This is a genomic window from Rhodobacter flavimaris (assembly GCF_021378075.1).
Classification (GTDB): domain Bacteria; phylum Pseudomonadota; class Alphaproteobacteria; order Rhodobacterales; family Rhodobacteraceae; genus Rhodobacter; species Rhodobacter flavimaris.
Genome location: NZ_JAJUOS010000004.1, coordinates 39,297 through 61,637 on the forward strand (window position 1 = coordinate 39,297; position 22,341 = coordinate 61,637).

A 22,341-nucleotide genomic window follows, 5' to 3' on the forward strand; every position below is an offset into this window, starting at 1 on the left:
TCAGATCTCCGGAACGATGAGGTCGGCCACCGGGCCGTCGAGGTGCAGCTTGGCGCCGGTCACGGCCTGCAACTCGTCGAAGGACAGCGAGGGCAGCTTTTCGCGCAGCACGAAGCGGCCGTTGTCGATGTCGATCACCGCGAGCGAGGTATAGATGCGGGTCACACAGCCCACCCCGGTCAGCGGCAGGGTGCAACGCTCAAGCAGTTTGGGCTTGCCGTCCTTGGTGACGTGATCGGTGATGACCGCGACGCGCCGCGCGCCATGCACCAGATCCATCGCGCCACCCACGGCGGGCACGCCCTTGGGGCCGGTGGACCAGTTCGCCAGATCGCCGTTCTCGGCCACTTCGTAGGCACCAAGAATGGCGACGTCGAGATGCCCGCCGCGCACCATCGCGAAGCTGTCGGCATGGTGGAAGAAGGCCGCGCCGGGCTTCAGCGTGATCGCCTTCTTGCCGGCGTTGATCAGGTCCCAGTCCTCTGTGCCGGGGGCAGGGGCCTCGCCAAAGCCAAGGACACCGTTTTCGGTATGAAACACCGCCTGCCGTCCGGGCGGCTGGAACTTGGCCACCATCTCGGGGAAGCCGATGCCGAGGTTGACATAGGCGCCGTCCGCAATGTCCTGCGCGGCGCGCCAGGCGATCTGGGCGTTGGAAAGCTTGGTCGTCATGCCGAGACCTCCGGGTAATAGGCGTTGGCGCGGTTGAGCACTTCTTCCTGCTGCGGGTTTGGTACCTCGACGATGCCCTGCACGAAGATGCCGGGGGTGATGACCTGTTCGGGGTCGATTCCGCCGGGTTCGACGGCGCGCGAGACCTGCACGATGGTGCGCGCGGCGGCGCTGGCCATCAGCGGGTTGAAGTTCCGCGCGGCCATCCGGTAGGTCAGGTTGCCGTAGTGATCGCCCAACTCGGCCTTGATCAGCGCGAAATCGGCCTTGAGCCAGCGCTCCTGCACATAGGCGCGGCCCTCGAATTCGGCGACCGGTTTGCCCTTGGCCAGATCGGTGCCGTAGCTTGTGGGCGTGTAGAAGGCCGGAATGCCGGCGCCGCCCGCGCGGATGCGTTCGGCCAGCGTGCCCTGCGGCACCAGCTCCAGCTCGATCTTGCCCGCCAGATACAGCTCGGTGAAGACGCGCGGATCGGCCGAGCGCGGGAACGAGCAGATCATCTTGGCGACCATGCCCTGTTCGATCAGCGCGGCGATGCCGACATGGCCATTGCCAGCGTTGTTGTTGATCACCGTCAGGTTCTTCGGGCTGCCGGTGGCAAGGAAGCGGTCGATCAGCGCGTGGATCAACTCGATCGGCGCGCCCGAGCCGCCGAAACCGCCGATCATCACCGTGGCGCCATCGGGGATGTCCGCCACGGCCTCGGCCAGTGACGCGATACGTTTGTCCATTGTCTCCTCCGGGTTTGGATTGGCGCGACCCTAGGGGCGGCGCCTCGGTGGACAAAGGCAATTTGTGCGCATGTTGACATTTGTTCGGAATGCGCAAATTGTCGTGCGCATGGTGAACAGAACCGACATTATCGCCTCGATGTTGAAGGGGCTGAGCGTGATCGAGGCCTTCCGGGCCGAGCGGCCACGACTCAGTATCGCCGAGGTCAGTGAGATCACCGGGCTTGATCGTGCCACCGCGCGGCGCTGCCTGCTGACGCTGCACGAGGGCGGTTACGCCGATTACGACGGCAAGTTCTTTACCCTGACACCGCGTGTCTTGCGCCTGGGCATGGGCGCGCTTGCCGCGCTGCCGCTGGCGCAACTGGTGCAGCCTTGGCTCGACCAGCTGTCGGAACAGATCGGGCAATCGACCTCGGTCTCGATCCTCGATGAAACCGAGATCGTCTATCTTGCCCGCGCCGCACAGCGCCGGGTGATGTCGATCGGGTTGATGCCCGGCTCGCGCCTGCCTGCGCATTGCACCTCGATGGGGCGGGTTCTGCTGGCGGCCCTGCCCGAGGATGAGGCGCGCGCGCTGATCGAGCGATCTGACCTCAGCCCGCGCACGGCCCACAGCATCACCGATCCGGGGGAACTGATGGAGCGCCTCGCACAGGTGCGCGCACAGGGCTATGCGCTGATCGACCAAGAGGTCGAGATGGGTCTGCGCTCGCTTGCCGTGCCATTGATATCCTCACGCGGCCGGGTGGTCGCGGCGCTGAACACCGGCGTTGCCGCAGTGCAGGGCGATGCGGCAGAGCTTGTCCGGCTTTACCTTCCCTCGCTGCTGCGGGTGCAGGCGGGTTTGCGCCGCGTCCTTGCCTGAGGCTATGTCCGTCTGGTGGACACTCCATGCGACCCGCTTCGTTTTGACGCACCGACTACGTTATCTCGAAGGCGGGAGTTACGGCCGCCGTTTGGGAGAATGCGTGGCCGAACATATAGACATCGGGACGATGATGCCGCGCGACGCGGCCTGCGCGCTTGGGAGGGCGTGAGCGATGATGCTCAAGACTAACCCATTGATCTCCATCGCGCTCTTGAGCGCCGCGGCGGGGTGTTTCCTGCTGGGTATCGGGGTGACCGTGACCGATGTCGTGCTGCGCAAGGTGGCGGGCATCAACGTGCCGGGCGCGATCGAGCTGACCTCGTTTTCGATCGGCTTCGGGGCGCTTTTGTCGATGCCGGTCTGTTATGCGCTGCGCAGCCATGTGACCGCCAAGTTGCTCTCCGAACTCAAGCCCGGCCTGTTCCTCAAGCCGCTCGGGCGGGTCGGGGCGGTGACCTCGGTGATCTTTGCCGCCGTGCTGGTCTGGATCATGGGCGAAAATGCGATCTCGAAATTCGGCTCGCCCCAGACCTCGGCGGATCTTGGCCTGCCGATGCCGGTGCTTTTGTCGGTGACGGCGATCACGCTGGGGGCGGCCTTCTTCGCGGCCTGTGTCGGGCTCTGGCTCGAGTGGCGCCGCGCGGGGGGCTGGGAATGAGCGGTCTGGCCCTTGGCGGGATCGGGTTTGTCGCCGCGATCCTGATGATCTTTCTCGAGATCCCGGTTGCCGTTGCGCTTGGCCTTGTGGGTCTGGGCGGGGCCGCGATGATCATCGGCGTGTCCGGTGCGATGACGATTGGCGCCACGACGATCTGGGACAGCCTGACGAACTACACGCTGACGATGCTGCCGCTCTTCGTAATGATGGGTAACATGGCTGCGCAATGCGGGCTTTCGACCAAGCTTTACCAGTCGATGTCGGTGTTGATCGGCCATCGTCGCGGGGGGCTCGCGCTGGCGACCATCGGGGCCTCGGCGGGCTTCGGGATGATCTCGGGCTCGTCGCTGGCGACGACCGCTACCATGGGGCGCATCGCCCTGCCCGAGATGCAGGTGGCCGGCTATTCGCGGGCGCTGTCGGCAGGGTCGGTCGCGGCGGGTGGCACGCTTGGGATCCTGATCCCGCCCTCGACCGTGCTGGTGATCTATGCCTTCATCGCCGAGCAGTCGATCCGCTCGCTGCTGTTGGCCACCGCCGGGCCGATCGTTCTTGCTGTCAGCCTCTATTGCCTGGCGATCTGGGTGCCGATCTGGCTGGGGATTTCGTCCGCCCCGAGCCGTAGCCGCGCCAATGGTGCCGAGCGCCGCGCCGCTATCCGCGAGCTGGTGCCGCCGCTGGGGATCTTCGGGCTGATCATGGGCGGCCTTTATTCCGGGTTGTTCACCGCGAATGAAACGGCGGCGATCGGGGCTGCAGTGGTGCTGGCCTATGGCGTGTTCTCGCGCCGGCTGTCGTGGAAGGGCTTTTTCGACGCCTCGATGGACACGGCCCTCACCTGCGGCGCGCTTTACCTGGTGCTGATCGGTGCGAACCTCTTCAACTTCTTCCTCGCGCTGTCGGGGCTGCCCTTCTCGCTGACCGGCCTGTTCGCAGGCATCCTCGACCAGCCGCTTCTGGTGATCCTGCTGATGCTGGCGATCTACCTGATCCTCGGCACGCTGATGGACAGCCTGGCGATGCTCTTGCTGACGGTGCCGCTGTTCGTGCCGGTCGCGCAAGCCGCGGGGATCGACCTGATCTGGTTTGGCATCTTCGCCGTGATGGTGGTCGAGATGGGCCTCATCACCCCGCCGGTGGGCATGAACCTCTTCGTGCTCAAGACCACCAACCCCGAGTTGCAGATGATGGATCTGTGGCGCGGAGTGACCCCTTTCGTCATGGCCGACCTGGTCCGGGTAGCGATCATCATCGCCATCCCCGCAATCGTGACCTGGCTGCCGCGCATCGCAATCTGACCGAACAGGATATCCAAGGGAGGGATACCATGCTCAACACGTTCCTGAAAACGGCCGCTCTGGCCCTTGTGCTTGCGGCCCCCGCCGTCGAGGCCCGCGAGATGCGCGTCTCGTCCTTCGAGCCGCCGCAGGGGTTCTACTCGTCCAAGATCCTTCAGGCCTGGATCGACGAGATCAACCCGAAACTGTCCGAGGGCAATGCGTTCAAGCTCTATCCCGGTTCGATGCTCGGTGCGCCGCCCGCGCAGGCCGAACTGGTGAAGGCCGGTGTCGCCGATGTGGCGCTGGTGGTGCCGACCTATACGCCCGGCCTGTTCCCCAACAGCGGTGTGGTTGAACTGCCCGGAATGGTGACCACCTCGGCTGGCGGCACCAACATCCTCAACACGCTGGCGGAGGAAGGGGCGCTCGACAAGGAATATGCCGATTACAAGATCGTCGCGCTGTTCACGACGCCGGGCTATCGCTTCTTCATGACCGGCAAGGCGGTGACGGCGCCCGGCGATCTGTCAGGGCTGAAGCTGCGCTCGCCGTCGAAATTCGGCTCGACCCTGTTCGATCTGGTGGGTGCTTCGGGCGTCTCGGTTCCCGCGCCGCAGGTATATGAAAACCTTGAACGCGGCGTGGTGCAGGGTGCGGTCTGGGTGATGGATGCCTATCGCACCTTCCGCCTGAACGAGGTTGCGCCCTATGTGACCGACACGCGCTTTACCGCGCAGCCGATGGCGATCCTGATGAACAAGGCCGCCTATGAGAGCCTGTCCGACGCTGACCGCGCCGTTCTGGATGACATGACGGGCCGCGCGACGGCGGAGTGGATTGCCGGTGTGGTCGATGCCACCGATGCCGAGATCGAGGCAGCCTTCCGCGCCGATGGCAAGGTGACCTTCACCGATCTGGATGCCGACACGCAGGCCAAGTGGGATGCGGCGCTGGCCGATGCCCCGGCGAAATGGCTGGCCGAGCAGGCCGACCCGGCCGTGGCCGAGGCCGTTCTGATCCGCGCGGGTGAGCTGGGCGGCAAATGATCATGTCCCCGTCCGTCTGACGGACGGGCGGGGATACCGCCTCGGGGTGCGCTTTCGCCCCGTCTAGAATGATCGAATTCCTCTTCAACGAATGGAGACGACCATGGCAATCAATGCTCTGGGTTATCTTGGTGTGCGTTCCGACAAGCTCGACGACTGGAGCGATTTCGCCGGCAAGCTCCTCGGGATGCAGAAGATCGACCGGGGCGGCAAGGCGCTGGCCTTCCGCATGGATGACCGGGTGCAGCGGTTGCTGGTCTCGGATGAACCGGGCGAGACGCTGGCCTTCCTGGGCTTCGAGGTGGCTTTCAAGGACGATCTGCAATCCTATGCCGCGCGTCTCGATGCGGCCGGGGTGCGGGTTCACCTGGGATCGCGCGAACTGGCGGATCGGCGCTTTGTCGGCGACCTGATTTGGTTCGAGGATCCGGCGGGCAACCGGGTGGAGCTGTTCCACGCGCCGATGATCGCCTCTGACCCCTTCGTGCCGGGGCGTCCGATCGACGGGTTCAAGACCGGTCCGCTCGGCATGGGCCATGCGGTGCTGCATGTGAAGGACATCGAGGTGATGATGCCCTTCTACCGCGATCTGCTTGATTTCCATGTCTCGGACTACGGGCTGAAACCCTACGGGCTTTACTTCTTCCACCTGAATGACCGGCACCATTCCTTCGCCATGGTCGGCTCGGGCAAGGCGGGGTTCCATCACTTCATGGTGGAGTTCCAGAGCCTCGACGATGTGGGGCAGGGATTTGACCTTGCACAGCAGGAAGAGGGGCGCGTCGCCTACACTCTGGGCCGCCACACCAACGACTACATGACCAGCTATTACGCAAACTCGCCCTCGGGGTTCTTTGTCGAGAACGGCTGGGGCGGGCGGCTGATCGACCCCGCCACATGGGAGCCGCACGAGACCCATGACGGCCCCAGCTTCTGGGGGCACGAGCGGCTTTACCTGACCGAAGAGGGCGGGCGCAAACGCCTGCGCGACATGCGCCTCGATGCGGCCGCGCGCGGCAAGCGCTCGCCGCCGATGGCCGACTGCCCCTGGCTGTTCGGCGAACTTGCGAAACAAGGAATCTGAGAGATGGAAGAGTTTGACGTCGCCATCGTGGGCTATGGCCCTGCCGGTGCCACTCTGGCACATCTGCTGGGGCAGTGCGGGCTGAAAACCCTGGTGCTGGAGCGTGAGAGCGCCGCCTACCACCTGCCGCGCGCGGTGCATTTCGACGCCGAGGTGATGCGCGTGTTCCAGTGGATCGGCATCGCCGAGAAGATGGAGCCGCTGACCGCCCTGCATCCCGGCATGCGTTTCGTCGACCCTCAGGGCAAGCTGCTGCTCGACTGGCCGCGCCCACAGGGCGAAGGCCCGCAGGGCTGGCGCGCGAATTACCGCTTTCACCAGCCGGATCTGGAGAAGATCCTGCGCGACACGCTGGCCGATCGTCCGACGGTCACCGTCCGCACCCGCTGCGACGTCTTCTTTGTGCAGGATCACGGCGACCGCGTCGAACTGCGCTACGAGGACATGTCCTGCGGCAAGATCAACCGGGTCTCGGCCAAGTATGTCGTCGGGTGTGACGGCGCGCGCTCGATCATCCGTCGCTACATCGAAACCGGGATGGAGGATTACGGCTTCCACGAACGCTGGCTGGTCGTCGACGTGATCCTGAAACAGGACAAGCCCGAACTGGGCGATCACTCTATCCAGTATTGCGTGCCCGAACGCCCGGCAACCTATGTGCGCGGCCCCGGAATGCGCCGCCGGTGGGAGATCACGGTCCAGCCCGGCGAGGATGCGGCGGAGATCTCGAAGCCCGAGCGCGTCTGGGACTTGCTGAAGGACTGGCTGACGCCGGAAGAGGCGGAACTGGAGCGCACGGCGGTCTATGTCTTCCACTCGCTTGTCGCCGAGGACTGGCGCAAGGGGCGGCTGATCCTGGCGGGCGACGCCTGTCACCAGACCCCGCCCTTCATGGGTCAAGGCATGTGCGCGGGCACGCGGGATGTCTCGAACCTCTACTGGAAGCTCGCTTTGGTCTGCCAGGGCGCGGTGTCGGGGGCTGAGGCCGAAGCGCTGCTTGACAGCTATGAAAGCGAGCGCAAGCCGAATGCCCGCGAATATATCCAGACGGCCGTGCGGCTTGGCGGGCTGATCAATACTTGCGGCACCGAGACGGCTCTGCGCGCGGCGCTGCCCTCAAGCGATGGCTCGGCCCGGATGGAAAGCATCGCGCCGCCGCTTGGGGCGGGGATCGGGATCGGCGAGAAGGCCGGGCGGCTCTTCGGGCAGCCCCGGCTCGCGGATGGCCAGCGGATGGACGCGATCTTCATGCACCAGTTCGTTGTCGTTGCCGAGGCCGCGTTGGCCGAGGGGCTGGATCTGCCTGACGGTGTCGGACTGGTCACCACGGCCAACTCGAACGCGGCTGAGCATCTCGCCCGGCTTGGCGCCCGCGCAACGGTCCTGCGCCCCGACCGCCACACGCTTGGCGCGGCGGATACCCAAGAAGAACTGGCCGCGCTGATCGCGCTGTGCCGTCCCAACCCTGTCACCATTCAAGAACCGGAGATGGTCTGAACCATGAAACTTTGTTCCTTCATTCACAACGGCACGGCCAGCTACGGGCTGGTGACCGAGGCCGGGATCGTCGATCTGGGCAAGCGCTTTGCCGAAGCCACGCTGCGCAACTTCCTTGCGGCGGGCGATCTGTCGCGCGCATCGGCGCTTGCGGGCGAGCCTGCGGATTACGCCTTTGACGCGGTGACCCATGCCCCGGTCATTCCGAACCCCGACAAGATCATCTGCGTGGGCCTCAACTACCACGCGCATATCGAGGAAACCGGGCGCGAGGAAACGCCGAACCCGGTCCTGTTCGCGCGCTACGCGGGTAGCCAGATCGGCCATGACGAGGCGCTGATCAAACCGCTCGAGTCGGACGAGTTCGACTACGAGGGCGAGGTCGCCGTGATCATCGGCAAGGAAGGCCGCCGGATTTCCGAGGCCGACGCGCTTGACTATGTCGCGGGGTACGCCTGCTACAACGACGGCTCGGTGCGCGACTGGCAAAAGCACACGCATCAGTTCATGCCGGGCAAGACCTTCGCGGGCACGGGTGCCTTCGGCCCCTGGATGGTGACCGCCGACGAGATCCCCGATCCGACCAAGATGCATCTGCAAACCCGTCTCAACGGGCAGGTCGTGCAGGACACCGATGTCTCGATGCTGGTGACCTCGATCCCGCGCCTGATCGCCTATTGCTCGACGATCCTGCCGCTTCTGCCGGGCGACGTGATCGTGTCGGGCACGCCCGGTGGCGTCGGTGCGCGCCGCACCCCGCAACTGTGGATGCGCGATGGCGATATCTGCGAGGTCGAGGTCTCGGGCATCGGTATCCTGTCGAACCCGGTGCGCAACGAAGGCTGAGCTTTCACCGGATGGCCGGGCGTGACAGAGTGACACCCATGTCCGACAGCGCCCGGCCAAAATCGAAACCAGACTCCGTCCGCGCCCTGACGCGCGGGCTTGCGATCCTGCGCCATGTCAACACCGCCGGAGAGGCGCGCCCCGGCGAGATCGCCCGCGCGCTGAACCTGCCGCGCCCGACCGTCTATCGGCTTCTCGAAACCCTCGAAGAGGCGGGCTACGTTGTCTATTCTGGCAGTTCGAACCTTGTGCGGGTGACGCGCCTTGCGGCCTCGCTGGGGGATGGCTACGCGCTGACCTCCGAGCTGTGCCAGGCGGCGGTGCCGCTTTTTGCCGATTACGGCGCGCGGCTTGTCTGGCCGCTTGACCTGACGGTGTACGACAATGCGGCGATGGTCATTCAGGAAACCACGCACGGGCGTTCGCCGCTGTCGATCGACCGCGCGATGATCGGTTACCGGCTGCCGGTGCTGCGCACCTCGGCGGGGCGTGCCTACCTGTCCTTCTGCGGACAGGAGGAGCGCGAGTTGATCATCGGCCATCTGCGACGCCTTGGCGATCCGGCGGACCAGCCGTTTCTGGAGCCGGCGCGTCTGACGCGGATGATCGAGGAAACGCGCAAACGCGGTGTCGCGCTGCGCGATGCGGGCGAGTTCCGGGCGCAGACGGCCTCGATCGCGGTGCCGATCCTGTCGCAGGGCGGGGTGCTGGGCTGCGTCTCCATGATCTGGATCCGCACTGCCATGTCGGGCCGCAAGGCCTTGGAGAGCTTCGCCGAGCCGCTCACCGAGATCGCGGAAAAGATCGCGCAGGCCTTGCCGGATTAAAGCGGCGCGCGCGCCATCTGCGCGGCGATATCGGCGTCAATCGGCGTGTCGTAGGTCATCAGCAGGTAACCGAGGACCGAGTAGAACCCGACCGTGGCGATAAGGTCGATGACGGCAGGGCGACCGATTGCGTCCGCCAATTTGGCCTCCAGCTCTGGTGGCAGGCGGCGCAGGTCGAAAAGCGCGTCCACCGCGCGGGCAATCAGCGCATCCTCGCCCGCAGGCGTGTCGCGCAGCGCCGCGATGCGCGCGTCGTCAAATCCAAGCGCGCGTGCCCGGCTGACGTGATGCGCCCATTCATAGGCCGATCCCATGCGATAGGCCGCGCGCAGGATCACGACCTCGGACCGGTCGGTGCCTAATGCGCTGTCCTTGACGACATGCTGGCGCAACGGGGCCCAGGCCCGCAGAAGCGCGGGGTGATGGGCCATGGTGCGATAGACATTGAGCGCCCCGGCAAAGCCGTCGCGCAGATCGGCGATGGACTCGGGCCAGTCCGCATCGGACAGGGGTGGGCAGGCGGAGTTGGGTGTGTCGCTCATCACGTCCTCTCGTCGCAGGCTGAATCCAAGACACCGGGCAGCCGCGGCGCGACAAGAATACCCTGTGTTCCGTCCATCAGGTGGACAGATCTCACGACCCCGGCGTGACCATATTGCGACTGCACCGAGGAACCGGTCAATCTGCGGCGACGGGCCAGAACAGGAGGCATCGCGTGATTTTGTTTCACTCGCCGGGGGCGTGCTCGCTCGGGATCAGGCTCATTCTCGAAGAGATCGGCCAGCCGTATGCGACGCGCATCATCGACGTGAAGACCGGCGCCCAAAGGCATCCCGATTACCTGCGGATCAACCCCAAGGGTAAGGTGCCCGCATTGCTGCGCCCGGATGGAACCCTGCTGACCGAGTTCCCCGCGATCGCGCTATGGCTCGCGCGCAGCTTTCCGCAGGCGGGCCTGCTGCCGGAAGGGTTGGAGGCCGAGGTCCGCGCGCTGGAACTGATCGACCAGATCGTGGCCACCTTGCACATGCGTGGGGCGACGCTGGCCATGCTTCCGCAGAAGTTCGTCTCAGACCCGGGCGCGCAGACCGAGCTGCGCCTGCATGGCCAGACGGTGGTGCAGGCAGGCTACGAGGCGCTGGCGGTCCGGCTGGCAGGTGCCGACTATATCATGGGGGACTATTCCATCGCGGATGCCGCCGCGTTCTACCTGCTCAACTGGCACGCTCGGATCGGGGTGGAGCTGAACGACACATTGCAAGGCTACATGCAGCGCATGATGGAACGGCCTGCGGTCGCACGGGCCTTGGCAACCACCGGCTAAGCCCGCGCTGCATCACAATAGAAAACTCCGGCGGAGGCCGCCGGAGTTGATTAAGCGAAGCGATACCAAAAAGCCTCAGCTGCGCGGCTTGAGGTTCTCGGGGTCATAGAGCGGCGCATAGCCCACACCTGCAACCTCGACCGGGAAGGTCTCGTCGAAATAGGTGACGCTCAGCTTGCGACCGACCTGGCAGTAATCCCAGGGCAGATAGGCCAGCATGATGTTCTTACCGATCGTCGGACCATAGGCCTGCGAGGTGGTGTAGGAGCGGCGGCCCAGTTCGTCGATCAGAACCTCGCCGGTCTCCGGGTCCATGACAGGCATGGTGTTGACCGGGTAGCGCGCGACACCCTTGCTGTCGGTATTGTCCGTCATGACCAGCGTGCAGAGCATGGCGGGCTGGTGGTCGCGCTCACGATACTCGAGGTGCTTCGCCTTGCCGCGGAAGTCGGCCTCCTTGACCTTCGGGCGCGCCAGGTCGCCCTCCAGCAGGTTGTACTGCGTATGCAGGTCCGCGTTTTGCAGGCGAAGCGATTTTTCCAGACGGCGCGAGTTCGCATAGGTCTCGACACCCATGGCCATCACGCCCACGCCCCGCAGCGCGTCCCAGACGGCGAGGCCGTCCTCGTAGCGCATGTGGAGTTCCCACCCCTGCTCGCCGACATAGGAGATGCGGAAGGCCGAGACCTTCTTGCCTGCGATCTCGATGGTCTTGATCGCCGCGAAGGGGAAGTTCTCTTTCTCGAGCATGTCCGGATCCGCGACCACCTTTTTCAGGTTCTCGCGGGCGTTCGGGCCCCAGATACCGATCGTGGTGAAATCCTCGGTCACATCGGTGATGGTGACGTCAAGGCCCATGTCCTGCGCCATGCGCTTCATATAGATCTGGTCGCGCGGGCCGGCATCGGCGCCGTTCACCAGACGGCAGCGGTCTTCCATGCGGAACACGGTGAAGTCGGCGCGGACATTGCCCTCGTCATCGAGCATGTGGGTATAGATCCCCTTGCCGATGTTGCCGTCGCCACCGATCTTGGCCGCACAAAGGTATTCCATCAGTGCGACATGATCGGGGCCTGAGATGTCGGTCATGTGGAAGTGCGACAGGTTGATGATCGCGCAATCCGCGCTCATCTCCAGCTGCTCGGCGTTCGACACGCGCCAGAAGTGACGGTTGTCCCACTCGTTTTCACGCACCGGAACCTGATCGGCGTATTTCTCCAGCAGGTGCTCGTTGGCGGCGTAGCCATGCGCCCGCTCCCAACCGCCGAGTTCCATGAAATAGCCGCCCAGTTCGACTTCACGCTCGTAGAAGGGCGAGCGGCGGATGTCACGCGCGTTGCCGAAGGGCTCGCGCGGGTGGACCGGCGGATTGTAGATCTTGGCGGCGGTTTCCAGGCAGCGGCCCCAGATGAAATCCTCTTTCAGCTGGAAGTCGGCGAAGCGCGCATAGTCGATGCGGTTGTGGTCGATATGGGTGCGGCCATCGGTCATCCAGTCGGCGATCAGCTTGCCCATGCCGGGGCCGTCCTTGACCCAGATCGCCACGGCATACCACAGACCGCGCAGCTTGCGGCTTTCGCCCATCGAGGGGCCGCCGTCAGTGGTGGTTTGCAGCAAGCCGTTGAACGAGTGGCTTTCGTTGAAGCCAAGCTCGGCCAGGATCGGCGTCAGTTCCATGGCGCGTTCCAGCGGCTCGATCACGTCATCAAGGACAAGATCGCGCATCGAGGGCGACAGGCGCGACTGTTCCTTTTCGAGAATGTCGCGCGGGTGAACCATCCGCACGTCCTTCTCATAGTAATAGCCCCATTCCATCTGGCCGCCCTCGGTCGTGGCCGGGTCGCCCGTGTCGCGCATATAGGCAGAGTTGCCTTGGTCGCGGAGCAGCGGACGGCCGATTTCGAGGCCGGTGCCGGCGAACTCGTCATAGGGCCCGAAGAAGGTCAGCGGGTGGTCGACCGGCATGACCGGCAGGTCTTCGCCCGCCATCTCGGCGATCAGGCGGCCCCAGAGACCGGCACAGACAACGACGTAATCGGCCATGATGGTGCCGCGGGCCGTTTTCACGCCCTTGATGCGGCCATCCTCGGTGATCAGAGACAGCGCGGGGGTGTTGGCGAAAGCCTTCAGCTTGCCCGACTTCTCGGCCGCATCCACCAGCTTGCCCGCAACCGTCTGTGAGCGCGGGATCACGAGGCCCGCATCCGGGTCCCACATGGCGCCCTGGATCTGGTCTTCTTCCAGAAGCGGGAATTTCTCCTTGGCCTCGGCCGCGGAGATGATCTTGACGCGGGTGCCGAAAGCGCGGCCCGAGTCGCAGCGACGCTTGAGCTCTTCCATTCGGGCATCGTCGCCGACGCGCGCCACTTCAAGCCCGCCGATCCGGGAGTAGTGGCCCATCTTCTCGTAGAAATCGACCGAGTACATGGTGGTCCAGGTGCTCAGCAGATCGTGGCTGGTGCAGTAGCAGAAGTCCGAGGCATGGCCGGTCGAGCCGATATCGGTGGGGATGCCGGACTTGTCGATACCGACGATATCGTCCCAGCCGCGCTCGATCAGGTGATGCGCGACAGAGGCGCCGACGATGCCGCCGAGGCCGACAATGACGACTTTTGCGCGTTCAGGAAACGAAGACATGAGTGATTCCAGTTGTTCTAGAGGGCTGTGTTCAGTCTTTGCACGGAGGGGATCGTCGCTATGATCCAACCGGCGTTTGCAGGACAAAAAGCGACGGTTCGTGTCGGATCGAGGTACTCTCGGCTCCGCTGGCCGAAATTCGCGATCAAGCTTTCTCCTGTCTGGCGGGTAAGCGCGGTGCCGCCCGGTGTGACGATGGCGACGCGGGTTATCCGGGTCATCCGCTCGAATTCTGCACCGCGAGCCGTGTGTTTTTCGCCATCGACAGTAACCCGGCGCGCGCGACCGTCAAACATCCTTGCCGTGATTCGGTGTTGGAGGCGGGGACTGCTTGTCCGCGCCGCCGCGCGCGGAGTCATCCGGCTTGGAGTTATGTGGCGGCTAAACAGAACTGTGCGGAAATCGGCAGCGCCCCGATCAGGCCCTCACGGAAAACGACCTCGTCAAAGGCGTAAGTCATTGATGTTGTAGGTGTGGTGACCCCGACAGGATTTGAACCTGTAACCTGCCCCTTAGGAGGGGGCTGCTCTATCCAGTTGAGCCACGGGGCCGTTGCCCCCTTATCGCGGGCAATCGTTCATCGTGCAAGGGATCGAAGATGCAAAAAGGGGGAGCGTATTGGCCCACCGCTCCCCCTTTTCAACCCAGCTCAGCGATCGGAGTCTACACGCTTGCTGGTATCGCCGGCGTCGGATTGTTCGGTTTCTAGCCCTCCGCCGTTATCGCTAACATAGCCAGCGCGAGACGCTTGCGCAAGAGAAATATTTGGCGCTAACAAGGTATATTCCCAACGAAAGGCCAATTGCGTGTCCAGACCTCCTGTCGAACCCCGCCGCCCGCTGACTCTGCGCGATGTCTCCGAGGCTTCCGGCGTATCGGAAATGACGGTCAGCAGGGTCTTGCGAAACCGAGGAGATGTGTCCGACGCGACGCGCGAGAAGGTGCTCGAGGCCGCCAAAGAGCTTGGCTACGTGCCCAACAAGATCGCGGGGGCGCTGGCCTCGCAGCGGGTGAACCTTGTGGGCGTGATCGTGCCCTCGCTGTCGAACCTGGTATTCCCCGAGGTGCTCTCGGGCATTTCCCAGGAGCTGGAGGACACCGGGCTGCAACCGGTCTTCGGCGTCACGAACTACTCCCCCGAGAAAGAGGAAAGCGTGCTTTACGAGATGCTCTCGTGGCGGCCTTCCGGGCTGATCATCGCGGGGATCGAACACACCCCCGCCGCGCGCGCCATGCTTGAGAACGCTGGCGCGCCGGTGGTCGAGATCATGGATGTGGATGGGCGCGGCGTCGATTCGGTCGTCGGCATCTCGCATCGCCGCGCGGGCCTGCACATGGCCGAGGCGATCCTGGCGGCGGGTTACCGGCGCATCGGTTTCCTTGGCACGAAGATGCCCGAGGACCACCGCGCGCGCAAACGCCTTGAGGGTTTCGAGGAAGGTCTGGCGAAGGCGGGTATCACGCTGGCCGATACCGAGTTCTACTCGGGCGGGTCTGCGCTGCTGAAGGGCCGCGAGATGACCGAGGCGATGCTGAAACGCACCCCGGACATCGACTTCCTCTATTACTCGAATGACATGATCGGCGCGGGCGGCCTGCTGTGGTGCCTTGAGAACGGCTATGACGTGCCCGGCAAGCTGGGGCTTGCGGGCTTCAACGGGGTCGATCTGCTCGACGGTCTGCCGGTGCGTCTGGCCACGATGGACGCCTGCCGCCGCGAGATTGGCCGTACAGCCGCGCAGATCATCGCCGGACGTCCGCATCAGGGGCTGATCGGCGGCGAGGTGGTCGAGCTGGAGCCGGTTATCCAATACGGCGACACGATCCGCCGCGCTTAAAGGACGCCGCCCTTACCCCAACTGGCCGAGGCATGCTGGCGGGTGTAGAACTCGCCCAGCAAGCCCAGCATCAGCAACGTCAGCCCGACATAAAGCGGGTAATGCCAGTCGGTGAAATGCGGGTTGTAGTTGATGAAGGTGAAGCCGCGCGACTGGTCGATCAGGTGGAAAAGCGGGTTCCAGCTGAACATCGCAAGCATCTTCGGGGGCAGGGTGTTGGCCAGAAACATCTTGCCCGAGGCGATGACATTGGCGCGGGTATAGACCAGCCGGATGATCCCGATCAGTCCGGGCGCCCAGGGCGTGGCCGCAAGAAACACCAAACCGATCCCGATACCCACGAACCACGCCAGCATCAGCATCCCAAGGGTGCCGACCCAGTTCTCGATCTCGATCGGGGTGATGGCCGCGTGGTAGAGGTAGAGCACGATCACCATCGTCAGGACCTGGTTGTAAAGCACCGACAGCGCCGAGGAGAGGATCGCCACCGCCGTGGTCATCGGCGCGTGTTTCATCATCGCCGATGTCGGTCCGCCTGACCCGGACACCGCCGACATGGTCTTGTTGTAGGTCATGAAGAGGAACACGCCGCTCATCAGGTAGAGAATGAAATCGCCGCGCACTGCGGCGCGGCGCATCCCCATGATGTTCATGAGCAGATAGAAGATGGCGACCATCATGATGGCCTGGGTCATGTTCGACAGCAAACCGACGATGGCATTCCCGCTTGATCCGCGGATGCGCCGCGCGGTCAGGTGAAACACCAGTTCCAGCAGGCTGAAGGTCGAGCCGAGCGTTGAATTGCTGCGCTTTGCCTTGAACATTCCCTGCGATCCTGGCCTTTCCGTGCCCCGATCATGGCCGGGAAAACTTGCCGTTCCGTTGATGGCGCATCATAAGGTGGGTGTTGCCGCGTAGCAATCGGGCCTCGGGCGATCTGGAATGGAGTGCAAGATGGATTATGAACGACTCGTCAGCGTGATGCGCCGCCTGGCGTTGGAAGCGGGCGACAAGATCATGGAAATCTACAACTCGCCCGAGTTCGAGGTGAAGTCGAAGTCAGACGCCTCGCCCGTGACCGAGGCCGACGAGGCCGCCGATGCGCTGATTTCGGAAGGTCTGGCCGAGGCTTTTCCGCAGGTGGCGCAAGTGACCGAGGAGCAGGCGGCAAGCCACAGCCAGCAGGTCAGCACCTTCCTGATCGTCGATCCGCTCGATGGCACCAAGGAATTCGTCCAGCGTCGCGGCGATTTCACCGTCAACATCGCCTATGTGCTCGATGGCGTTCCGGTGCGCGGCGTCGTCTATGCACCCGCCAAGGGACGGCTGTTTTACACACTGGCCGACGGCCGCTCGGTCGAAGAGGTGGGCCCGGAGTTCGACAAGGAAGCCCCCGGAACGCAGACGCCGATCACGGTTTCGGTTCCCGACAATCGCGGGCTGATGGTGGTGGCGTCGAAATCGCACCGCGATCAGGCGACCGACGATTACATCGCGCAATATGGCCTTAAAGACATGACCTCGGCGGGCTCGTCGCTGAAATTCTGTCTGGTCGCCACCGGTGAGGCCGATCTTTACCCGCGTCTTGGCCGCACGATGGAATGGGACACGGCGGCGGGCGACGCGGTGCTGCGCGGCGCGGGCGGCGAGATGGTGCGCTTCGACGACCACACGCCCTTTACCTATGGCAAGCCCGGCTTCGAAAACCCCTTCTTCATCGCCTATGCCCCCGGCGTTCTTCTGGTGAAATAATGTCCGTCCTGATCGTCATCCCCGCCCGCTACGCCTCGACCCGCTATCCCGCCAAGCCGCTCGTCGCGCTGACCGGGGCAAGCGGCGTGTCCAAGACCCTGATCCAGCGTAGCTGGGAGGCCGCGATGGCCGTGAAGGGTGTTGACCGCGTCGTCGTCGCCACCGATGACGAGCGCATCAAGGCAGAGGCCGAGCGTCATGGCGCCGAGGTCGTGATGACCTCGACCGAGTGCCGCAACGGGACCGAGCGCTGCGCCGAGGCCTACAGCAACATTGGCGGCGGTTACGACATCGTGGTGAACCTGCAAGGCGACGCGCCTCTGACCCCGGCCTGGTTCATCGAGGATCTGATCGCGGGGCTTGAGGCAAACCCCTGGGCCGAGCTGGCAACTCCCGTTCTGCGCTGCGAGGGCGCGATGCTGGCCAGCCTGCGCGAGGACCGCCATCATGGCCGCGTCGGCGGCACCACCGCCGTCTTCGGCGCGGGCAATCGCGGCATCTACTTCTCGAAAGAGGTCATTCCCTACACCTCGGAAAGCTACATGCCCACCGCCCCCACGCCGGTCTTCCATCACGTCGGCGTCTATGCCTACCGTCCCGAGACGCTTCTGGCCTACTCCGACTGGCCCATCGGCCCGCTGGAAACGCTTGAAGGGCTGGAACAACTGCGCTTCCTCGAAAACGGCCGCGCGGTTCTGTGCACCGAGGTCGAGGCCCGCGGGCGCGAGTTCTGGGAGCTGAACAACCCCTCGGATGTCGCCCGGATCGAGGCGATGATGGCGGGTATGGGCCTCGAATGACGCCTACCCCGGTGCGCGCGAGTGTCATTGTCGTCTCGCGCCACCGACCCGATCATCTGGCGATCTGCCTTCGCGGCCTTGCTCAGCTCGATCACCCGGAGTTCGAAGTGATCGTGGTCGCCGACCCGGAGGGGCTGGCGATTGCCGAGGGGCTGCCAGTCAAGCGCGTGGCGTTTGACGAGGCCAATATCTCGGTCGCGCGCAATGCAGGGATCGCGACGGCCGCAGCGCCGGTGATTGCCTTCATCGACGACGATGCCGTGCCCGAGCCGGCATGGCTCTGCCGCCTGACCGCGCCTTTCGCAGATCCGCGCGTGGTGGCCGCAGGCGGGTTCGTGCGCGGGCGTAACGGGATCTCCTATCAATGGAAGGCCTCGCAGACCGACCGGCTTGGCATCAGCCACGCGCTGAGCGTGGATGAGGTGCAAGCGACATTGCTACCGCCGCCGCCCAATGGCGCGATCCGGACCGAGGGCACTAATTGCGCCTTTCGCCGAGACGCGGTGGCGACGATTGGCGGCTTCGATACGGCGCTCCGTTTCTTCCTTGATGAGACCGAGTTGAACCTGCGCTTGGCCGAGACCGGCGGGCTGACGGCCATCGTGCCGGGCGCGCAGGTGCATCACGGTTTTGCCGCCTCGGCCCGGCGCAAGGCCGACAGGACGCCGACGGACCTGCACGAGATCGGGGCCTCTTCGGCTGTGTTCTGGCGCAAGCACGCCCCAGCCAAAGCCATCCCCGAAGCGCGCGCAGCCCTGATGGAGGCCCAACGCGCGCGGCTTGAGAACTATGTCGCTGATGGGAGAATGTCGCGAAGCGAAGTAGGGCCGCTCCTGCACAGCCTGACCGAGGGGCTGGACGCAGGCGAGGCCCGCGCAATCGAACCGCTGCCCGCGATCGGCCCGTCACCCGATGCCTTCCTGCCGTTCCCCGTAGGGCCGCGCCCACGCCGCATCGTTGCAGGCCGCATCTGGCAGGCGCGTGCCAAACGCGCCGAGGCCGCAGGCGCGGTCACCCAAGGCGCGGTCGTCTCGCTCTTTCTCTTCGCTCCCTCGATCCGCCGCCACCGGGTCCGGTTTCACCCCGACGGCTACTGGGAGCAAAGCGGCGGGCTGTGGGGGAAATCAGATCGAGGCCAGCCCGCCTTCTTTCCGTGGCGCTTCGCTGCGCGACTGCGCCGCGAGATCGCGAGGATCGCCCCTTTCCGCGCCCGCTGATCCGCTCGCGCAAATCTTTCAGTCCAAGCAAGTTTCCGCGAGGCATGTTTCGGCCGCCGGGAGCACTTCTTGTTTTCTGCATGTGAAAACGCCTAATATCTCCGCAACCTAAAAGGCGGCATGACGCCGTCTGCAAATATCGGGTGAGTAATGAAACGTAAGGTCACCAAAGCGATTTTTCCGGTAGCAGGTCTCGGAACGCGCTTTCTTCCCGCCACCAAGTCGATCCCGAAAGAGATCCTGACGCTCGTCGATCGGCCGCTGATCCAATACGCCATCGACGAAGCCCGCGCCGCCGGCATCACCGAATTCATCTTCGTCACCTCGCGCGGCAAATCCGCGCTTGAGGATTACTTCGACGACGCGCCCGAGCTGGAGAACCAGCTGCGCAAGTCGGGCAAGACGCAGCTGCTGGATATCCTTGAATCGACCAACATGGATTCGGGCGCCATCGCCTATGTGCGCCAGAACCGCGCGCTTGGCCTGGGCCATGCCGTGTGGTGCGCCCGCCGACTGGTGGGCGACGAGCCTTTCGCGGTCATCCTGACCGACGACGTCATCGCCGCCGACAAGCCCTGTCTGCAGCAGATGATGGAGGCCTATGAGGAAACCGGCGGCAATATCGTCGCCGCGATGGAGGTCCCGCATGAGCGCACCTCGTCCTACGGCGTGCTCGACATCGCCGAAGAGAACGGCGCGGTCGTGAAGGTCAAGGGCATGGTCGAAAAGCCCAAGCCGGAAGTCGCGCCCTCGAACCTCGCCGTGATCGGTCGCTACATCCTGACGCCCGAGATCATGAACAACCTCAACGCCAAGAAGCAGGGCGCCGGTGGCGAGATCCAGCTGACCGACGCAATCGCTGAGGAAATCAGCAAGGGCAACCCGGTCTATGGCTACCGCTTCCGCGGCCAGCGTTACGACTGCGGGTCGAAGGCGGGCTTCCTGCAGGCGACGGTGGCCTTCGGCCTCGCGCGCGAGGATCTGCGCGATGAGTTCTCGGACTACCTGACCGATCTCATGGCGATGCGCACGGCTGCCGAATAACCGATGGCCAAGCATGTTCTGGTGACGGGTGGGGGCGGGTATATCGGCTCCCACGCTTGCAAGGCCCTGCGGGCCGCGGGCTATGTGCCCGTCACCTACGACAGCTTTGTCACCGGATGGTGCGATGCGGTCCGGTTCGGTCCGCTCGAAGAGGGCGATCTGGCCGACCGGGCGCGCCTCGATGCAGTCTTTGCGAAATGGCAGCCGGTGGCGGTGATGCATTTTGCCGCCCTCAGCCTTGTCGGCGAGTCGATGCAGGACCCCGGCAAATACTGGCGCGCCAACGTGATTTCGTCGCTGAACCTGATCGAGGCGGCCTGCGCGGCGGGTTGCCTCGATTTCGTTTTCTCCTCGACCTGCGCAACCTATGGCGATCAGGACGGCGTCGTGCTGGACGAGACAACGCCGCAACGCCCGATCAACGCCTATGGCGGATCAAAACGCGCGATCGAGGACATGCTGCGCGACTTCGGGCTGAGCCACGGTCTGCGCTCGGTCATCTTCCGCTATTTCAACGTCGCGGGCTCGGACCCCGAGGGCGAGGTGGGCGAGTTCCACCGCCCCGAGACGCATCTGATCCCGCTGATGCTTGATGCTATCGACGGCAAACGTCCGGCGCTGACGGTTTTCGGCTCGGACTACCCCACGCCCGATGGCACCTGCATCCGTGACTACGTTCATGTCTGCGATCTGGTGGATGCGCATGTGCTGGGGCTGCAATGGCTTGAGGCCGGGAAGGGATCGGAGGTGTTCTGTCTGGGCACCGGGCAGGGCTTTTCCGTACGCGAGGTGATCGCGCAGTCGCGGGCCGTGACCAACCGCGAGGTGCCAATTGTGGAAGGCGCGCGGAGGCCCGGTGATGCGGCGATGCTGGTCTCGGGTTCGACCAAGGCCACGCGTGTGCTTGGCTGGACGCCAAAGCGCGCCGATCTGTCCACCATGATCGCCGATGCCTGGCGCTGGCATCAAAGCGGCCATTATGAGCGATAGGCCCGCCTGCCGACTTCTGGATATCACGCGGCTCGTGTCGCGAGTGGGGCGCGGGCCGATGACCGGGATCGACCGGGTCGAGGCCGCCTATCTCGACCGGCTGCGTCATGAGGACGTGCCGCTGTTCCTGCTCTGCCGCACTTCCTATGGGTTCTTGCTGCTGCGCGGCTCCGAGGCCGAGTATGTTTTCGCAGCCTTGGCCGCCCCCGAGACCCTGCCCCCACCCAGCCTGATCGACCGGCTGCGCGGCCGCACCAGTCCGCGCCTGCGCCTTGAGGCCGGTCTGCGGACGCGCGCATTGGCGCGGGTGCCGGGTGGCGGGCTGACCTGGATGCTTGCGCGCCGCCTGCCGCGCCCGATCAGCTATATCAACGTCGGGCAAAGCTCGCTCAAGCAAAAGAACCTGCAACGACTGCGCCGGGTGCCGGGGCTGCGCATCACCGTCATGTTGCATGACACGATCCCGCTCGATCTTCCCGACTATGCCGGGGTCGGAGAGCCCGAGCGGTTTCGCGCCACTTTCGACGCGGTCATCCGCAGTGCCGACCTGATCCTGTGCAACTCGGCCGCGACCATGGCGGATGTTCGGCGCCACGCCGGGGCGCAGCTCCCGCCCTGCCTTGTCGCCCATCTGGGCGTCGATCTGCCGCGCCCCGATCCGCATGCAATCCCGCCCGATCTGGACCTGATGCCCGACTATTTCGTAGCCCTCGGCACGATCGAGCCGCGCAAGAACCACGCCGTGCTGCTGGATGCCTGGGAGGAGATCATCGCCCGCATGGGCCCCGAGGGCGCGCCGCGCCTGTTGATCATCGGCCGCCGCGGCTGGAAGAACGAGGCGGTGTTCCAGCGGCTCGACAGCGCGCCCTACATGGGAAAGGTGGTGCATGAGTTGTCCGAACTGAACGACGCGGCGGTTTCCGCGCTGCTGGCCGGGGCGCACGCGCTGCTTATGCCCTCCTTCGCCGAAGGGTTCGGATTGCCCCCGCTTGAGGCGATGGCGCTTGGCACCCGCGTCATCGCGGCGCCCTTGCCGGTCTATGAGGAATTCCTGGGCAACAGTGTCATTTACGCAGACCCGACCGACAGCTATGACTGGGTTAACAAGATATTAAACCTGACAGGCGACAGGCGCGGGCAGGAACGGGCGGACCCTTCGGGCAAGGATCATCCGGCCCTGCCAAGCTGGGAGGTGCATTTCAACCTCGTGTTAAGCGCGGTGTGAAA

Annotated in this window: 21 protein-coding genes and 1 tRNA gene; 16 read left to right on the forward strand and 6 right to left on the reverse strand. The window is 64.6% G+C overall.

Translation table 11 applies throughout. The features are described from left to right. Both LZA78_RS06630 and LZA78_RS06635 read right to left on the reverse strand, forming a co-directional pair. Positions 1-672 (reverse strand): 3-oxoacid CoA-transferase subunit B, encoded by a 672-nt coding sequence (locus LZA78_RS06630; protein WP_233676153.1) that lies wholly within the window; start codon positions 670-672, stop codon positions 1-3. After that, positions 669-1,403, reverse strand: coding sequence for a 3-oxoacid CoA-transferase subunit A (locus tag LZA78_RS06635; RefSeq protein WP_233676154.1), 735 nt, complete (start codon positions 1,401-1,403; stop codon positions 669-671). Before LZA78_RS06635 ends, LZA78_RS06630 begins: the two co-directional genes overlap by 4 nt. 109 nt (positions 1,404-1,512) lie before the next feature. On the opposite strand from LZA78_RS06635, the gene LZA78_RS06640 reads away from it, so the two are divergent. The 8 genes from LZA78_RS06640 (at position 1,513) to LZA78_RS06675 (ending at position 9,512) form a co-directional block, all read left to right on the forward strand. Next, the gene (locus tag LZA78_RS06640; RefSeq protein WP_233676155.1) at positions 1,513-2,271 is read left to right on the forward strand and encodes an IclR family transcriptional regulator domain-containing protein; all 759 of its coding nucleotides are present in this window, start codon (positions 1,513-1,515) and stop codon (positions 2,269-2,271) included. A gap of 175 nt (positions 2,272-2,446) precedes the next feature. Next, positions 2,447-2,932, forward strand: coding sequence for a TRAP transporter small permease (locus LZA78_RS06645; protein ID WP_233676156.1), 486 nt, complete (start codon positions 2,447-2,449; stop codon positions 2,930-2,932). Beyond that, entirely contained in the window at positions 2,929-4,230 is a 1,302-nt protein-coding gene (locus LZA78_RS06650) for a TRAP transporter large permease (RefSeq protein WP_233676157.1), read from the forward strand. Before LZA78_RS06645 ends, LZA78_RS06650 begins: the two co-directional genes overlap by 4 nt. 29 nt (positions 4,231-4,259) lie before the next feature. After that, complete coding sequence (locus LZA78_RS06655; protein ID WP_233676158.1) at positions 4,260-5,258, forward strand: TRAP transporter substrate-binding protein; 999 nt, start codon at positions 4,260-4,262, stop codon at positions 5,256-5,258. 103 nt (positions 5,259-5,361) lie between these two features. Then, on the forward strand, positions 5,362-6,342 hold the full coding sequence (locus LZA78_RS06660) for a VOC family protein (protein WP_233676159.1): 981 nt from the start codon (positions 5,362-5,364) through the stop codon (positions 6,340-6,342). 3 nt (positions 6,343-6,345) lie between these two features. Next, positions 6,346-7,839, forward strand: coding sequence for a bifunctional 3-(3-hydroxy-phenyl)propionate/3-hydroxycinnamic acid hydroxylase MhpA (gene mhpA, locus LZA78_RS06665; RefSeq protein WP_233676160.1), 1,494 nt, complete (start codon positions 6,346-6,348; stop codon positions 7,837-7,839). 3 nt (positions 7,840-7,842) lie between these two features. Continuing rightward, on the forward strand, positions 7,843-8,685 hold the full coding sequence (locus LZA78_RS06670) for a fumarylacetoacetate hydrolase family protein (RefSeq protein WP_233676161.1): 843 nt from the start codon (positions 7,843-7,845) through the stop codon (positions 8,683-8,685). 38 nt (positions 8,686-8,723) lie between these two features. Further along, entirely contained in the window at positions 8,724-9,512 is a 789-nt protein-coding gene (locus LZA78_RS06675; RefSeq protein WP_233676162.1) for a DNA-binding transcriptional regulator, read from the forward strand. Here the strand turns inward: LZA78_RS06675 and LZA78_RS06680 are convergent. Continuing rightward, complete coding sequence (locus LZA78_RS06680; protein WP_233676163.1) at positions 9,509-10,054, reverse strand: carboxymuconolactone decarboxylase family protein; 546 nt, start codon at positions 10,052-10,054, stop codon at positions 9,509-9,511. The genes LZA78_RS06675 and LZA78_RS06680 overlap by 4 nt on opposite strands. A gap of 173 nt (positions 10,055-10,227) precedes the next feature. Here LZA78_RS06680 and LZA78_RS06685 point away from each other — a divergent pair, with 173 nt between their 5' ends. Continuing rightward, positions 10,228-10,836, forward strand: coding sequence for a glutathione S-transferase family protein (locus LZA78_RS06685; protein WP_233676164.1), 609 nt, complete (start codon positions 10,228-10,230; stop codon positions 10,834-10,836). Positions 10,837-10,911: 75 nt separating this feature from the next. Here the strand turns inward: LZA78_RS06685 and LZA78_RS06690 are convergent, their stop codons facing one another. Both LZA78_RS06690 and LZA78_RS06695 read right to left on the reverse strand, forming a co-directional pair. Beyond that, a complete protein-coding gene (locus tag LZA78_RS06690; protein ID WP_233676165.1) occupies positions 10,912-13,473 on the reverse strand; it encodes a GcvT family protein in 2,562 nt (853 codons plus the stop codon). A gap of 474 nt (positions 13,474-13,947) precedes the next feature. Continuing rightward, positions 13,948-14,024: transfer RNA gene (locus LZA78_RS06695), tRNA-Arg, on the reverse strand. 255 nt (positions 14,025-14,279) lie between these two features. Between LZA78_RS06695 and LZA78_RS06700 the strand changes: the two genes are divergently transcribed. Then, on the forward strand, positions 14,280-15,311 hold the full coding sequence (locus LZA78_RS06700) for a LacI family DNA-binding transcriptional regulator (protein WP_368861019.1): 1,032 nt from the start codon (positions 14,280-14,282) through the stop codon (positions 15,309-15,311). On the opposite strand, the gene LZA78_RS06705 is transcribed toward LZA78_RS06700, so the two are convergent. After that, the gene (locus LZA78_RS06705; RefSeq protein WP_233676167.1) at positions 15,308-16,135 is read right to left on the reverse strand and encodes an ABC transporter permease; all 828 of its coding nucleotides are present in this window, start codon (positions 16,133-16,135) and stop codon (positions 15,308-15,310) included. The genes LZA78_RS06700 and LZA78_RS06705 overlap by 4 nt on opposite strands. A 130-nt stretch (positions 16,136-16,265) precedes the next feature. Between LZA78_RS06705 and cysQ the strand changes: the two genes are divergently transcribed. The 6 genes from cysQ to LZA78_RS06735 all read left to right on the forward strand — a co-directional run bounded on the left by cysQ (position 16,266) and on the right by LZA78_RS06735 (position 22,339). Beyond that, positions 16,266-17,063 (forward strand): 3'(2'),5'-bisphosphate nucleotidase CysQ, encoded by a 798-nt coding sequence (cysQ, locus tag LZA78_RS06710; protein WP_233676168.1) that lies wholly within the window; start codon positions 16,266-16,268, stop codon positions 17,061-17,063. Further along, positions 17,063-17,863 carry a 3-deoxy-manno-octulosonate cytidylyltransferase gene (locus tag LZA78_RS06715; RefSeq protein WP_233676169.1) on the forward strand — a complete coding sequence of 267 codons (801 nt, stop codon included), beginning with the start codon at positions 17,063-17,065 and terminating at the stop codon, positions 17,861-17,863. Before cysQ ends, LZA78_RS06715 begins: the two co-directional genes overlap by 1 nt. Beyond that, positions 17,860-19,080, forward strand: coding sequence for a glycosyltransferase family 2 protein (locus LZA78_RS06720; RefSeq protein ID WP_233676170.1), 1,221 nt, complete (start codon positions 17,860-17,862; stop codon positions 19,078-19,080). Before LZA78_RS06715 ends, LZA78_RS06720 begins: the two co-directional genes overlap by 4 nt. A 150-nt stretch (positions 19,081-19,230) precedes the next feature. Then, entirely contained in the window at positions 19,231-20,124 is an 894-nt protein-coding gene (gene galU / locus LZA78_RS06725; protein WP_233676171.1) for a UTP--glucose-1-phosphate uridylyltransferase GalU, read from the forward strand. Between the two features lie 3 nt (positions 20,125-20,127). Continuing rightward, positions 20,128-21,114 (forward strand): UDP-glucose 4-epimerase GalE, encoded by a 987-nt coding sequence (galE, locus tag LZA78_RS06730; protein WP_233676172.1) that lies wholly within the window; start codon positions 20,128-20,130, stop codon positions 21,112-21,114. Then, complete coding sequence (locus LZA78_RS06735; RefSeq protein WP_233676173.1) at positions 21,104-22,339, forward strand: glycosyltransferase family 4 protein; 1,236 nt, start codon at positions 21,104-21,106, stop codon at positions 22,337-22,339. The genes galE and LZA78_RS06735 overlap by 11 nt, the downstream gene beginning before the upstream one ends. Positions 22,340-22,341 lie beyond the last annotated feature (2 nt).

Excerpts from the sequence above, each read along its gene's own strand:
- LZA78_RS06655 (WP_233676158.1), top strand. The coding sequence starts at position 4,260 with ATGCTCAACACGTTCCTGAAAACGGCCGCTCTGGCCCTTGTGCTTGCG.
- LZA78_RS06690 (WP_233676165.1), bottom strand. The coding sequence starts at position 13,473 with ATGTCTTCGTTTCCTGAACGCGCAAAAGTCGTCATTGTCGGCCTCGGC.
- LZA78_RS06675 (WP_233676162.1), top strand. The coding sequence starts at position 8,724 with ATGTCCGACAGCGCCCGGCCAAAATCGAAACCAGACTCCGTCCGCGCC.
- LZA78_RS06630 (WP_233676153.1), bottom strand. The coding sequence starts at position 672 with ATGACGACCAAGCTTTCCAACGCCCAGATCGCCTGGCGCGCCGCGCAG.
- LZA78_RS06705 (WP_233676167.1), bottom strand. The coding sequence starts at position 16,135 with ATGTTCAAGGCAAAGCGCAGCAATTCAACGCTCGGCTCGACCTTCAGC.
- LZA78_RS06640 (WP_233676155.1), top strand. The coding sequence starts at position 1,513 with ATGGTGAACAGAACCGACATTATCGCCTCGATGTTGAAGGGGCTGAGC.
- galU (WP_233676171.1), top strand. The coding sequence starts at position 19,231 with ATGAAACGTAAGGTCACCAAAGCGATTTTTCCGGTAGCAGGTCTCGGA.
- LZA78_RS06645 (WP_233676156.1), top strand. The coding sequence starts at position 2,447 with ATGATGCTCAAGACTAACCCATTGATCTCCATCGCGCTCTTGAGCGCC.
- LZA78_RS06670 (WP_233676161.1), top strand. The coding sequence starts at position 7,843 with ATGAAACTTTGTTCCTTCATTCACAACGGCACGGCCAGCTACGGGCTG.
- LZA78_RS06660 (WP_233676159.1), top strand. The coding sequence starts at position 5,362 with ATGGCAATCAATGCTCTGGGTTATCTTGGTGTGCGTTCCGACAAGCTC.
- LZA78_RS06680 (WP_233676163.1), bottom strand. The coding sequence starts at position 10,054 with ATGAGCGACACACCCAACTCCGCCTGCCCACCCCTGTCCGATGCGGAC.
- galE (WP_233676172.1), top strand. The coding sequence starts at position 20,128 with ATGGCCAAGCATGTTCTGGTGACGGGTGGGGGCGGGTATATCGGCTCC.
- mhpA (WP_233676160.1), top strand. The coding sequence starts at position 6,346 with ATGGAAGAGTTTGACGTCGCCATCGTGGGCTATGGCCCTGCCGGTGCC.
- LZA78_RS06650 (WP_233676157.1), top strand. The coding sequence starts at position 2,929 with ATGAGCGGTCTGGCCCTTGGCGGGATCGGGTTTGTCGCCGCGATCCTG.
- LZA78_RS06720 (WP_233676170.1), top strand. The coding sequence starts at position 17,860 with ATGACGCCTACCCCGGTGCGCGCGAGTGTCATTGTCGTCTCGCGCCAC.
- LZA78_RS06635 (WP_233676154.1), bottom strand. The coding sequence starts at position 1,403 with ATGGACAAACGTATCGCGTCACTGGCCGAGGCCGTGGCGGACATCCCC.
- LZA78_RS06735 (WP_233676173.1), top strand. The coding sequence starts at position 21,104 with ATGAGCGATAGGCCCGCCTGCCGACTTCTGGATATCACGCGGCTCGTG.
- LZA78_RS06715 (WP_233676169.1), top strand. The coding sequence starts at position 17,063 with ATGTCCGTCCTGATCGTCATCCCCGCCCGCTACGCCTCGACCCGCTAT.
- cysQ (WP_233676168.1), top strand. The coding sequence starts at position 16,266 with ATGGATTATGAACGACTCGTCAGCGTGATGCGCCGCCTGGCGTTGGAA.